The sequence below is a fragment of the Arthrobacter alpinus genome (genome assembly GCF_001445575.1).
Classification (GTDB): Bacteria; Actinomycetota; Actinomycetes; order Actinomycetales; family Micrococcaceae; genus Specibacter; species Specibacter alpinus_C.
Genome location: NZ_CP013200.1, coordinates 3,718,746 through 3,732,081, shown reverse-complemented (window position 1 = coordinate 3,732,081; position 13,336 = coordinate 3,718,746). Strand labels below are relative to the sequence as shown.

Genomic DNA, 13,336 nt, shown 5'->3' with positions numbered 1-13,336 from the left:
GCGGATAAGCCTTCTGAGACCAAGGCTTTCCCCCAGCCGTCGTCGGCTCCCCTTAGTCGCTGGAACCACTGGCCGCAGCAGCGGTCAGTGGTGAGCGTTCTCGCTCTGTGCCCATTCGGAAAGGGGATGTCATGAGCATTCTCAAAAACCACTCAACGTTTTTGTCGACCGGCACCCTAGCCGGAACCGGACGGCGCCAGACGCTGAAGCCAGCGCATAGCAAACACGCAGTGTGGGACGCACGGCTGCGCCCCGCCACCACAGGCAACTTGGTGACAGGCGTCAACTGGTCTACCGCCTACGCCCGCAACATTCGTCTTACAGACTTCATCGTCACTTTGACTGTCGTGGCCGTTGCCTTCATGGGGCGGTTCATGTTCGATGGCTCCACAGCCTTGCAAGGAGCAACCATCCAATACATTCCCTTGAGCATTCTTGTGCTGCTCATGTGGAACGCGGATCTTGAATTGTTCCGCACCCGCGACAAGCGAATCTTTGGTTCAGGGGCCACCGAATATAAGCGAATCATCCATTCAACCCTGCGTGCCTTTGGTCTGCTGGCCATCTTCTTGGTGGTCCTCAAATTTGACATTGCACGTGGATTCTTCGCCATAGCGTTGCCCCTGGGTGTTCTCCTTCTGCTGGTGAGTCGGTGGCTGTGGCGCAGGTGGTTGGCCAGGCGTCGAGCAGCGGGGAGCTACTTCTCTAACGCCGTGGTGATGGGTGGCACCGAAGATGCCGGCTACGTCATCTCCCAGTTGCGGTCCAACCCAGGCACCGGATACAAGGTGGCAGGCGTGGCACTGACATCCCTCACCGCTGGTACCGAACTCACGCCGCCGTGGTACCGAGTTCCCGTCTTTTCTAGCGAAGCGCAGCTTGAAAAAATACTGTCCGCAACCGGGGCAGACACAGTCATCGTTGCAGGAAACTTACCCGGTGGCCCTAGTGCTATTCAGCAGCTTGGTTGGGATTTGGGTGAACTGCATACAGAACTTGTCCTATCATCAAACCTGACCAATGTGGCTGGACCCAGGGTGCACTTCCGCCCCGTGGAAGGACTGCCGCTGATGCACGTTGAGCTTCCGCAGTACTCGGGTGCCAACATGTTGTGAAGCGTGCCATGGATATAGCATTCTCGTCCTTTGCGCTGCTGGTCTTGCTGCCGCTGATGCTGGTCCTGGCCGTGGTTGTCCGGCGAGACAGCCACGGACCGGCATTCTTCCACCAGGACCGGGTGGGCCGGAACGGTCAAGTATTTCAAATGATCAAATTCCGTTCCATGGTCACTAACGCAGAAAGCATCCTTTCAAGCCTGAAAAATGCCAATGAGACCGACGGGCTGATGTTCAAGATGGCAATCGATCCGAGGGTTACCCGCTGCGGACGCTGGATGAGGAAGTACTCACTGGATGAGTTGCCACAATTCTGGAACGTTCTCAGGGGTGACATGAGCTTGGTTGGTCCTCGGCCGCCTTTGAAAAAAGAAGTTGATGAGTATGAGAAGCCAACGCATCGTCGGTTGCTGATCAAGCCAGGCATCACCGGTCTGTGGCAAGTCAGTGGCCGGTCGGATCTTCCCTGGGATGAGGCTGTCCGTCTTGACTTGTATTACGTGGAGAACTGGTCGCTTACGGGGGACTTCATTATCTTGTGGCGAACATTCAGAGCGGTCTACGAGCCAACAGGCGCCTACTAGGGGGATGGAATGACGAAACGAATTGGATATGCGGCAGGTGCCTTCGATCTATTCCACGTAGGTCATTTGAACCTACTAAGGCAGGCGAAAGCGCATTGCGACTATCTCATAGCCGGCGTTGTAGCTGACGATCTCCTCATAGCGACAAAGGGTCGTGCGCCTGTCATTCCACTGGCAGAACGCTTGGAAATTGTCCGCAATATCGGATTGGTAGATGAGGCCGTAGAGGAATTCTTGCCAAATAAGTTGGACACCTGGCGGCAGACTCCATTTAACATCTTCTTCAAGGGCGACGACTGGAAAGGTACGTTCAAAGGACTTACCTTGGAGCGCGACTTTGCAGAAGTGGGCGTGAAAGTTGTCTATTTTCCGTACACGGTTCATACTTCGAGTACGATTTTGCGAACGGCTTTACATCAGATGAATTCTAGCGAAGAGTCATTTCGAATACAGACTGTTCCGTGGGTGAAGAATCTCAAGCGATAATTAGCTTTTTGGTCTCAATATAAGTATGAATCCGGGGAAAATGAAAATAATCCAGAAACGGTCCGCAATGGAGATTGAATTTGCGAATCCAGGCAGACGAAGTAACGCTCTTGCAAGTCGGGGATCCGCCCTTGTTGTTGGAGTTGTCGTTGTTTTGTCTGCGGTAGGTTTGGCGGGATGTCAACAGCCGGTTCACACGGTGGATGTCGGCGCTGCGGGATCAACTTCTGGGCCCGTCTCTTCAAGCGGCACCGTGCCCTCCTCCGGATCTCGATCCCCAGGAACGGAAGGGGCATCCTCGGCTCCGAGTGCGACGGTTGGAGGTCCTGGGTACATTGATTCAGCAACTGGGGCCCCCGTCGTAAAACGGCAAAATGCCTTGGCATCCGCACAGCAAGAAAAGGCCCCAGTAGGAACACTCGAATCTGGAGTTAAATATGCTGACGGTGTTGCCGTAAGTATTTCAGGTTTCGCCAGAGGTATTGTGTCCGACCAAAGCGCTGGATCCATCAAGGGCCAGACCTACATAAAGATGTCCATTAAGATTACAAACGATTCCACCTCCAATGTCGATTTGTCACAAGTGATAGTTACACTAAAATTTGGCCCGGGCTCGACTGTGGCTTCCCCGGTTTACCCGGATTCAACCACAAGCGATTTCTTCGGAACGGTCAAACCCGGTGGAGTTCAATCTGGCGAGTACGCCTTTGCCATTCCGGCTCAACCGATGGCTTCAACCCTCTATGTTGACATTGACGGCAACCACCAACCGGCAGTAATTCAGGGAAAGTTCCCACTCTGATGGGTACTTTTTCCAAGGTATTTGGGCGAATTACTTGTTCTGCAAGCCGTGGAATCTGGCTCTTCAGAATTGAGAGTGTAGTTTCGGTCTGAAGCCGCCGGATTCCAGCAGTGATCTGGCGACGTAGTTGGTGAGGTTGCGGAAGCCAAGGGCGGATCCTCGGAGGTGTTCCAATCTTCCATTAATTGCTTCAGTTGGGCCGTTAGAAGTTCCCGGACGGTCGAAGTACGCGAGGACGTCAGTTGCCCTGCGTTTGAGTGTTCGGCCCATCTTTTTCAGTTCTTTCAGAGCTGCAGGGACCCTGCTGCTGAGGGAATCAATGAGGGCTTGCATGAGCTTCTTACCTTGGGCCGGGTCTTCTGCCCGGTAGGCGGCGATCATGCGTTGATAGGCGCCCCACGTAGCTTCGACTTCGACATGTTTCTCCTCGGCGAAGAGATCAGCGATTCGCTTTTGTTGTTTCTCGGTCAGCAACCCATCACCGGTATGCAGCGTCAGCCGGGCTTTGTAGAGCGGATCCCCGGCCCGTCCCCGATGCCCACACGTGGCCTGCTGCACCCGGCGACGGCAGTCATCGAGCGCGTCGCCGGCAAGACGGACGACATGGAATGGATCCATCACCGCAACAGCGGCAGGCAACTCTTCGGCGGCAGCGCTTTTGAACCCGGAGAACCCGTCCATGGCCACGACTTCCACCCCGTCACGCCAAGCTTGAGGGCGTTCCTTCAACCAGGTAGCGAAGACCTGTTTGGAACGGCCCTCAACCATATCCAGCAGCCTAGAGGGGCCCTTTTTGTCGCGGACCGGGGTGAGGTCGATGATGACGGTGACGTATTTGTCTCCATGTCTGGTGTGGCGCCACACATGCTCATCAACACCGATGATCTTCACTCCGTCGAAGCGTGTGGCGTCATTGATCAGCACCCGCCGTCCTTCGGCCAACACGGCCTTGTTCGCGGTATTCCAGGACACGCCCAGCCCCTCGGCGACGCGAGCGACGGTGAGGTGCTGGCACACGATGCCTTCCAACGCCCACACCAGGCCGCGACGGGAAAGCTTTGACCGTGGTTCGGCTGCCTGGGTGGTGTCTTGCCGCCAGACATGACCGCACCCGGTACACCGATAGCGGCGGATCCGGACCAGCAACGTCGTCGGCCGCCAGCCGAAGGGTTCATGGCCGAGTTCCCGGGTCACTGTGTCCCGCGGGATACCTTCGCCGCCACACTTACGGCACCATTCATCCGTGGCCACCACCCGACAGGCAATCACAGCACGATCAGGAGCAAGGAACTGCCCGGTCGCTTCCAGACCAAGCCCGTCAAGGCGGCAGAAAGTAGTCAGGTCAGGGCATTGAAGGGTAGCGTTGAACACGAGGGCCTTGCTGTAGAAAAATCTGGATCTAGACAATCTGATTCTCTACCAAGGCCCTCACCTATACCGAAACGAGTTCCTCGCCCGGATTCATCACTGACCAACCCCACCTACACCCTGCATTCGGAAGAGCCTGGAATCTTCGGAGGGGTGGCGGCGCAGGGATCGCAAGCTGCAGTGAGTTTCGTGTTGCAGATCATCGCCGCCAGAATGCTCGGTCTCGAAGGGCTCGGTAGATTTGCGATACTCTACGGCGTTCTGCTGCTAGTAACTGCACTAGTCAGCGGATTCATTGGTGATACCTTGACTGTTCTCGATCGCTTTGATCGCCATGTGCGCTTTACGCTCCAGCTGTGGTGCGTTGGTCTCAGCTTCGGAGCTGCCATAGCTGCCGCATTTGTCGTGATGATGGCCCGGTTCCTCACTCCCATTGAGGCGGTCGCATTCTCTGGGGCCATTGCAATATTTGTCCTAGAAGATACGCTCAGACGAACACTAATGGCTAATCTGTTGTATTGGAAAATCGTTATCGTCGATTTGATTGGCCTACTTGGTGCATTGTTGGTACTGGGTTTTTTGGCAGCAACAGTTCGGCCGAGTCTCGTTATATTCTTTCTTTCGATTTTGGGCGGCCAATTGGTTGCTTTATTCGCCGCAGTCATGTTGCTGCCGCGGAGCGAGCGGTTCCTCGTCATGCGGGTTGTGAAATGTACCAGTTCGGTTCCAAAATACGGCATTTGGCGTGCAGCCCAACAGGCAGTCCGCCCGGGACTGCTTACCGTTGTTCGAATGACAATTCTTGTCCTGGTAGGGGCGGCCGTAGTTGGGCAAGTTGAAGTCGCCCGCATCTACGTTGCGCCGATGATGCTCGTAGTCAGCGGCGCATCATCATTTCTATTCACATCCTTTGCAAGAAACGGCGACACTTCCATCCGTGAACTGTTGGGGCGGGCGGATCGTGCGGTACTGGGGTTGGCCGGCGTTTCGATTGTTGTTGGAGGACTCGGTCTTTTACTTTTGCCCGTAATTGGACATTTGGTAACCGGGCAACATCCCCTAGTTCTTGCTGTCGCAGGGTGGATTTTTTATTCAATCTCTGTCTCAGCAGTTACTCCGTATGGTGCACTGGCCGCGGTTCGCGGTAGACAGTCAGCTGTACTTGGCCTTCGAGTATTGGACTCATTCATATCTTTTGTCCTCGCTGTGGCCGTACTTCAAACCAATTTGACACCGGCGCTCATTCCTAGTGCTCTAGCGGTTGGTTCAATTACCGGGGGACTGCTAATACGTCAATTACTGCTAGTTCCGGCTTTGAAGTATGAGCTCGAAGTTCCACACCAAGTGAAACCTAAAATGCGGGATACATCCGCATCTGCGACCACGTGATTATCCGTGTTCTACTTCTATTCAAGAAAGCAGCCGACAATGAGAATGCAAATACGTCGTACGAAGATTGCGTCTAGGAGCTTGACCGTCTTGACTTCCGCAGCAATGATTACGGCGGTCCTCGTCGTGGGTCCCGTATCGACCGCGACGGCAGCCGACAGCCCAGCGCCGTTGCCACAAACAGTGGCCGGCGATGTTTTGCCGACACCGCAGATCAACGGAGTCGTATGGAAAACTGCAGTTGTGGGCAATGTCGCCTACGCGGTCGGAAGCTTCACATCTGCGCGTCCTTCTGGGGCTGCCGCCGGTACCGGCGAAGTGGGTCGCAACAACGCAATGGCCTTTAACATCCTTACTGGCGCTATATTGCCATGGAACCCAAATCTGAATGCACAGGCCCGTACGGTTAGATTGTCGGTCGATTCATCGGAGATATACGTAGGAGGAGACTTCACAACCGTCAATGGAGTCCCGCGCATGAAAGTAGCTGCCTTCAGCGTTGCCACAGGAACGTTGGATCCAAATTTCAAGCCGGTAGTCAATGGGCCGGTTCGAAATGTTGCTGTTTCGAATGACACTGTCTATGTGGGCGGTGCATTTGGTAACGCCGGTGGTCAAACTCGATCAAACCTGGCTGCATTCACACGATCTTCAGGCGCTTTGTTGCCTTGGACACCTAAGGTAGACGACATTGTTGAAACACTTTGGGCGGCCCCAGACAATTCTAGGATCCTGATTGGTGGTCGTTTCCAGAACCTAGACGGTTCGCCGATCGTTGGTATCGGTGCAGTTGATGGAAATACCGGGGCACTTGAACCGTGGGGCAGCCGACCCACCCCAACGGCAATTGGATCAAGCCGATCCTGGGTTACCGAATTGACGGTTCAAAACGGCGTTGTATTTGGTAGTAACGATGGTGAAGGCGGACATTGGTTCGATGGCCGGTGGGCTGCGGACTTGGCGACAGGCAATCTTATTTGGCTGGACAATTGTTATGGGGCCACTTACAGCCTAGCCGTAATGGGGCAAGTAGTGTACAGCACTGGCCATGCGCACGACTGCACGTCAGTGGGAACCTTTGGTGATCACAACCCGCAAATATGGAAGCGGGCAATCGCTGAAACAACCTACCCGACCGGTACTGATCAGGGTGCTCCGGGATCAAACATGAATTATGCCTACCAGCCTGTTCCAACCCAGTTGCCATGGTATCCACTGGTCAATGCTGGAACATACACAGGAATCTTCCAAGGCGGATGGGCATTGGCCAACAACTCAAATTATTTGGTAATGGGTGGGGAATTTACGTCGGTCAATGGTAAGGCGCAACAAGGCCTTGCGACGTTTGCCGCCCGCACCATAGCTCCCAACAAGCAGGGGCCCACATATTCAACAATGACCCCAAGCGTCATATCGTTGAATTCTGGTTCGGCAAGAATAGCGTGGACTGGAACAACGGACATCGATGATGGGACTCTCACATATGATGTTCTCCGCGACAATGGGACAACGCCCATTTATACAACTAACGCCGTTTCTCCCTGGTGGGCCCTACCGCAGTCGGGATTCGTCGATACAGGTCTAGTGCCCGGATCGATTCACACCTACAGAATTCGAGTGTCCGATCCATGGGGCAATAACTTCACTGGGAGTAGATCCGCGGGTGTGACAATTTCATCGGCGGCACCGAGCGCATATACATCACAAGTTATCACCGACGGGGCCACGAATTTTTGGCCGCTGAACGAACCCTCAGGAACCGTGGCCTACGACAACGCATCCTTCAATGACGCGGACTCCGGGGTCGGAGTTGGACGAGGTAGCAGCGGATCGATGGCCAACGAAACGGCTTCGACTTTTGACGGGACGAGTTCGGCATTCATTGCAGCCAGGATGCAGGGACCTGGTCCTGACACATTTACGGCCGAGGCGTGGTTCAAGACATCAACGACAAGTGGTGGCAAGATCGTTGGATTCGGGAATTCTGCGACGGGGACTTCGTCGAGCTACGACCGCCACGTCTACATGGACAATGCCGGGCATCTCTGGTTCGGAGTCTATCCAGGAAGCGCCCAAACCCTCTCAACTTCTAAGACATACAATGACGGACAGTGGCATCAGGTCGCGGCAACGCTTGGGGCAGGTGGCATGCAGTTGTACGTCGACGGCGTACGGGTTGGGCACAGAAGCGACGCTACAAGTGGCCAATCGTACTCAGGATTGTGGAGGATCGGCGGCGACAGCCTCAACGGTTGGCCGAATCAGCCGGGAAACAGCAATTTTAACGGAACTATCGACGATGTCGCGATTTATCCTTCCGTCTTGACAGGTGTACAGCTTCTCAAGCACTACACATTGACAGGCCGGACTTCCAGCCTCCCCCCGCTGCCCACGGACAGCTATGGTAAGGCGGTCAATGCTGACCAGCCTGACCTGTACTGGCGTCTTGATGAATCTGCGGGGAATACGGCACTTGACTCAACGGATTCGTCGAATGATGGAACATACAATGGCGGCGTCACCAAGGGTGTTCCAGGTGCAATACCGGGATATGCAGGCACAGCAGCAACATTCAACGGAAGTGACGGGTTTGTCGCTAGCAATGCGAGTTATTCAGACCCACTGACATATTCGGAGGAAGCTTGGTTCAAGACATCCACTAGCCAGGGGGGAAAGATCGTCGGATTTGGCGACAATCCGAATGGCACTTCATCCAGTTACGACCGTCACGTCTATATGCAGAACGACGGGACAATAGTGTTCGGTGTGTGGACTGGCCAGACAAACACGATCACGACGCCCGTGTCCTACAATGATGACCGCTGGCACCAAGTAGTCGCGACCCAGTCGGTAGATGGTATGAAGCTGTACGTCGATGGAGCGTTGGTTGGGACGAATCCCCAAACCAATGCCCAGGCCTACACGGGATACTGGAAAGTAGGTGGCGATACGACTTGGGGCTCAAGTAGCGCCTATTTTGCCGGCACGATCGACGAAGTGGCCATCTATTCAAGCGCGCTGTCGGCAGATCGTGTCGCGGCTCACTACAACCTTGGTGGCCCCGTCAATGTGGTGCCCGTGGCAGCATTCGCATCTTCCGGAGCAAATCTCAATTTGACATTTGACGCCGGTGCTTCGCACGATCCGGATGGTCAGATTGTCAATTACGCTTGGGATTTTGGTGACGGCCAAACCGGAACGGGAGCATCTCCCTCGCACTCCTATTCGACGGCGGGGACTTTCCAAGTCAAATTGACCGTGACTGATAACCGGGGTGGGGTGTCATCAGTTACGCAACCCGTAACATCGACATTGCCGCCGAACCAGCTACCGACCGCAACCTTTACTAGTTCAACTCACAACTTGGAAGTTTCAGTTGATGGTACGACCTCCTCCGACTCTGATGGAACTGTGGTGTCGTATGCATGGGATTTTGGCGACGGACATACAGCAACCGGAATTACGACAGACTACACATATCTGGCGGCGGGAAACTACACCATCAAGCTCACCGTCACGGATGATCGCGGCGGAACCGGGACAACTACGAAGCAGGTTACGGTAGCACCGGCGCCGAATAGTCCACCGACGGCGGCGTTTACATCGTCCACGACTGGTCTCAGCGCAACTTTTGACGGGAACGGGTCCTCAGATACTGACGGACAGGTTGTGTCCTATGCCTGGGACTTTGGCGATGGGACCAGCTTGACAGGGACCACTCCGACACATGTATATACAGTTGCTGGTACCTTTACCGTGACACTGACCGTAAAGGATAACCAGGGCGCCACGGCCACAATCTCCCACCAAGTTATTGTGGAACCTCTGCCAAATCAAGCCCCAACCGCCGCTTTCACGTACGTGCCGAATAAATTGGCAATCGCCTTTGACGGGACAACATCATCAGATTTGGACGGCACAGTCACTGGCTATGCTTGGGACTTCGGTGATGGAACTAGCTCGGCCGGAGGCGCCACGACCCACACCTACGCCTCGTCAGGCACCTTCACAGTAAAGTTGACGGTAACGGACAACGGAGGTGCGACCGGAAGTGTCAGTCAGGTTTTGACAGTCACCGCTGGACCACCAGCGAATATCCCGCCGACTGCAAAGTTCACTAGTATTATGGCCGGACTCAACGGTAACTTCGACGGCACCACGTCTTCCGACCAGGACGGGACAGTTGCCAGCTACGATTGGGCCTTCGGGGATGGTGGATCTGCTTCAACGGCTGTTGCTTCGCACGCGTTTGGTACAGCAGGAGACTACACAGTCACTTTGACGGTCACAGACAACGACGGAGCAACAACCTCGGTTTCACATGTTGTCACTGCAACAACACCTGTCAATGTACCTCCGGTTGCAGTGTTTACATCGACGGTGCAAAAACTTGATGTGGCATTTGATGGCTCCGGATCTCACGATCCTGACGGTCAAATTGCTTCCTACGCGTGGGCATTTGGCGATGGAACAACGTCCTCGGGCGCGACGGCCCACCACAGTTACACCACGCCAGGAAGTTACAACGTGACGCTGACTGTCACTGATAACTTGGGCGGAATCAACTCAATTACACATACAGTGACGGCGACTTCACCGGCCAACCTGCCGCCCACGGCCGCATTCACGACGGCAGGAACTGCTCTTGCCGTAAACGTTGATGGAACTACGTCCAGCGATCCGGACGGGAATGTCGTTAGTTGGGGATGGAACTTTGGCGACGCCGGCACCGGCTCCGGCGTTAGTGTAAGCCATACCTACGCGGTTCCGGGAACATACACAATCACCCTGACCGTGACTGACGATCAGGGCGCTACGGCGACAACATCTCGTTCAGTCGTAGTTGCACTTACTCCATTCGCCACAGATGCGTTTTCCCGGACCGTGACCAACGGTTTTGGAACGGCTGACAAGGGCGGGCCATGGACGACTTCGTCGAGCGCCAGCAATTTCACGGTGGCCGGAGGAACTGGAAGTATCAAGATGGCCGGCGCCGGAAGCGGTCCATCGATCTACCTGAACTCCGTATCATCTTCGGATTCCGACATCCGTGTCCAAGTTGGCGTTGACAAAGCTCCAACCGGAGGAGGCATAAACGTATCCGTCATTGGACGCAGAGTTACAGGGCAGGGTGACTACCGGGCAAAAGTAAATCTTAACTCAAATGGTGGCGTAACACTTGGTTTGTTCAGGGTCGACAATGCCGGAGCCGCCACCATGGTTGCCTCCGAAACTGTCGTTGCGGGGCTTACCTATCAAGTCGGCGATCTTCTCAACATTCGAGTTCAAGTTTCGGGAAATTCGCCGTCAACCCTCAAGGCAAAAGTCTGGAAGGACGGTACGGTCGAGCCCGGCTCCTGGATGAAGATGGGAACCGACTCCACCCCTGGGTTGCAAGCGTCTGGATCCATTGGACTATTTGCTTACCTCTCGGGTTCGGCTACCAATGCGCCGGTCATGGCGTCGTTCAAAAACCTTTGGGCGGGTCCCAGTTTTTGAACTGCTAGCCGTTTAGGTTAATCCAAATCAGGTCATCAAAAGGGTTGGTGGAAGACATGACAGAATCTGCTCGAAAGCACGGCGGGGACGACTCATTGAATATCGTGATGATTGGTACTCGTGGCGTTCCCGCTGCCTATGGCGGATTCGAGACCGCTATCGAGGAAATTGGCAAACGTCTTGTGGCACGGGGGCATTCGGTAACAGTCTATTGCCGTAAAGGAAATGAGCCCCGTCTTCGGGAGCACGAAGGAATGAAGTTGGTCCATTTGCCGTCGATTCGGGCAAAGGTTGTGGAAACGTTAAGTCACACAGCCATATCCGTCCTTCATGCGTGCGCACGTGGAAAGCCGGATGTGGCTTTCGTGTTCAATGCGGCAAATTCTCCATTTGTCCCGGCGCTGCATCTCCGTGCGATTCCAACAGCCGTGCACGTTGACGGTTTAGAATGGCTTCGCGGAAAGTGGGGATCAGCAGGACGACGATACTATCGATTTGCTGAATCCTTCGCCGTTCGAACCGCAGACGCAATCATTGCCGATGCCCAAGGTATCGCGGACTACTATGAATACGAGTTTGGAGTTTCTAGCCATCTTTTAAGGTACGGAAGTCCAATTCTGAACCTCCCGTCGGATACAAAACTGGAATCCTTGTCGGTCTCGTCGAAGAAGTTCCATCTTGTTGTTGCCAGGTTTGAACCTGAGAACAACGTGGAGATGATCGTGCGGGGCTACCACGCAAGTAATGCAAAATTGCCACTCGTGGTAGTCGGCTCGGCTCCATATTCGGCGTCATATACGAATCAAATCGAAGAAATCGCGAAGAACGACGAGAGGATTCGACTGCTGGGGGGAGTTTGGGACCAGGATTTATTGGACCAGTTGTATGCGCATGCACTGACTTACCTGCATGGGCACTCAGTTGGAGGAACCAACCCTTCGTTGTTGCGGGCGATGGGGGCCGCGACCGCTGTATGTGCCTTTGATGTTGTCTTCAACAGGGAGGTCTTGGGGGATCTTGGACAATTCTTTTGCACACCATCTGATGTGACACAGTTCGTTTCGTCAGCTGAAAGTAGTCCACATGACCAAGTAGAACTTGGAGACCAGATCCAACGTCGGGCCGCGCGGCTTTTCAACTGGGACGACGTTGCACTCGGTTATGAAGGCTTGGCAAGAGACTTAGCCGCCGGCAAGGGCGAACGACACCGTCGCGCAGTACGCAGAAGTCAGTCCGCCTGGACAGTCAAAGGCGAGAACTATTCAAAGGAGGACTCCGGTGTCTGAGGCGAGTGCAGTTTATCCCGCAGGTATCGGCCCACGCTACCGGGGTGCCTTGGGACGTTTGGCAGAGTCTCAAAAGACCAATAAGGGGGCGCCTGCATACTCGCGCTTCGTCAACAGGCCGTTCGGGAGGATTCTGGCAGCTGGGGCTTTCGTCGTTGGCCTCACGCCAAATCAGGTGACCGCTATGAGTGCGGTTTTTACCTTTGCCGGATTAGCATTGGCTGCTTTTGGTCATTTGTGGTGGGGGAGCGCCATTGCTTGCATGATTCTCTTGATGATCGGCTACGCATTAGATGCTGCCGATGGGCAGCTGGCTAGGCTTCGTGGCGGGGGAAGTGCAGCTGGCGAGTGGTTGGATCATGTCGTCGACGCGGTAAAGGCCGCGTTCCTGCATATTAGTATTCTCCTGTGTTGGTGGTTGAATTACAGCATCGATATTCGCTTGATGCTAGTGCCGATCCTTTACTCGGCTGTGTCCACCATCTTCTTTTTCGCCATGATCCTTACTGACCAATTGCGGAGGCAGCATCTCGGCACAACTTCCATGATCATGAAAGGCCAGGGCAAGTCGTCGATACTCTATTCAATTGCGGTGACACCCACCGACTACGGTTTTATGATTCTGATGTTCGGTCTCATCTGGCTGCAGTCGACATTCGTGCCCATCTACGTACTTCTCCTGGTTGCCAATGCCGTATTCCTTTGTCTGGCGCTCCCGAAGTGGTTCATGGAACTCAGGTCGTTGACGAAGTGAGACGAATATTTCGTCACTTCCCGGTCATGGCTCGCATTCGTTTCGCCGAGGTG

Annotated in this window: 9 protein-coding genes; 8 read left to right on the top strand and 1 reads right to left on the bottom strand. The window is 54.5% G+C overall.

Features of this window, described 5'->3' with window-relative positions; genetic code table 11:
• Positions 1-131 precede the first annotated feature (131 nt).
• From AS189_RS20095 to AS189_RS16570, 4 genes are all read left to right on the top strand, one after another.
• Positions 132-1,115 (top strand): nucleoside-diphosphate sugar epimerase/dehydratase, encoded by a 984-nt coding sequence (locus AS189_RS20095; protein ID WP_062291356.1) that lies wholly within the window; start codon positions 132-134, stop codon positions 1,113-1,115.
• Between the two features lie 8 nt (positions 1,116-1,123).
• Complete coding sequence (locus AS189_RS20090) at positions 1,124-1,699, top strand: sugar transferase (RefSeq protein ID WP_129587322.1); 576 nt, start codon at positions 1,124-1,126, stop codon at positions 1,697-1,699.
• A gap of 9 nt (positions 1,700-1,708) precedes the next feature.
• Positions 1,709-2,185 (top strand): adenylyltransferase/cytidyltransferase family protein, encoded by a 477-nt coding sequence (locus tag AS189_RS16575; protein WP_062291350.1) that lies wholly within the window; start codon positions 1,709-1,711, stop codon positions 2,183-2,185.
• A 379-nt stretch (positions 2,186-2,564) separates the two neighbouring features.
• Positions 2,565-2,987 (top strand): DUF4352 domain-containing protein, encoded by a 423-nt coding sequence (locus AS189_RS16570; RefSeq protein ID WP_062294126.1) that lies wholly within the window; start codon positions 2,565-2,567, stop codon positions 2,985-2,987.
• A 63-nt stretch (positions 2,988-3,050) separates the two neighbouring features.
• On the opposite strand, the gene AS189_RS16565 is transcribed toward AS189_RS16570, so the two are convergent.
• Positions 3,051-4,358, bottom strand: a complete 1,308-nt coding sequence (locus tag AS189_RS16565; RefSeq protein WP_062291294.1) for an ISL3 family transposase — start codon at positions 4,356-4,358, stop codon at positions 3,051-3,053.
• A gap of 186 nt (positions 4,359-4,544) precedes the next feature.
• On the opposite strand from AS189_RS16565, the gene AS189_RS16560 reads away from it, so the two are divergent.
• The 4 genes from AS189_RS16560 to AS189_RS16545 all read left to right on the top strand — a co-directional run bounded on the left by AS189_RS16560 (position 4,545) and on the right by AS189_RS16545 (position 13,283).
• Positions 4,545-5,744 carry a hypothetical protein gene (locus AS189_RS16560; protein WP_129587321.1) on the top strand — a complete coding sequence of 400 codons (1,200 nt, stop codon included), beginning with the start codon at positions 4,545-4,547 and terminating at the stop codon, positions 5,742-5,744.
• Positions 5,745-5,834: 90 nt separating this feature from the next.
• Positions 5,835-11,243: a PKD domain-containing protein gene (locus AS189_RS16555; RefSeq protein WP_160320859.1), complete on the top strand. Its 5,409-nt coding sequence runs from the start codon at positions 5,835-5,837 to the stop codon at positions 11,241-11,243.
• Between the two features lie 56 nt (positions 11,244-11,299).
• On the top strand, positions 11,300-12,529 hold the full coding sequence (locus tag AS189_RS16550) for a DUF1972 domain-containing protein (RefSeq protein ID WP_082634394.1): 1,230 nt from the start codon (positions 11,300-11,302) through the stop codon (positions 12,527-12,529).
• Positions 12,522-13,283 carry a CDP-alcohol phosphatidyltransferase family protein gene (locus AS189_RS16545; RefSeq protein WP_202814105.1) on the top strand — a complete coding sequence of 254 codons (762 nt, stop codon included), beginning with the start codon at positions 12,522-12,524 and terminating at the stop codon, positions 13,281-13,283. Before AS189_RS16550 ends, AS189_RS16545 begins: the two co-directional genes overlap by 8 nt.
• Positions 13,284-13,336: the final 53 nt, after the last annotated feature.

What these genes read in the sequence shown, in the direction of transcription:
- AS189_RS20095 (WP_062291356.1), top strand. Translation starts at nt 132, where the DNA reads ATGAGCATTCTCAAAAACCACTCAACGTTTTTGTCGACCGGCACCCTA.
- AS189_RS20090 (WP_129587322.1), top strand. Translation starts at nt 1,124, where the DNA reads ATGGATATAGCATTCTCGTCCTTTGCGCTGCTGGTCTTGCTGCCGCTG.
- AS189_RS16575 (WP_062291350.1), top strand. Translation starts at nt 1,709, where the DNA reads ATGACGAAACGAATTGGATATGCGGCAGGTGCCTTCGATCTATTCCAC.
- AS189_RS16550 (WP_082634394.1), top strand. Translation starts at nt 11,300, where the DNA reads ATGACAGAATCTGCTCGAAAGCACGGCGGGGACGACTCATTGAATATC.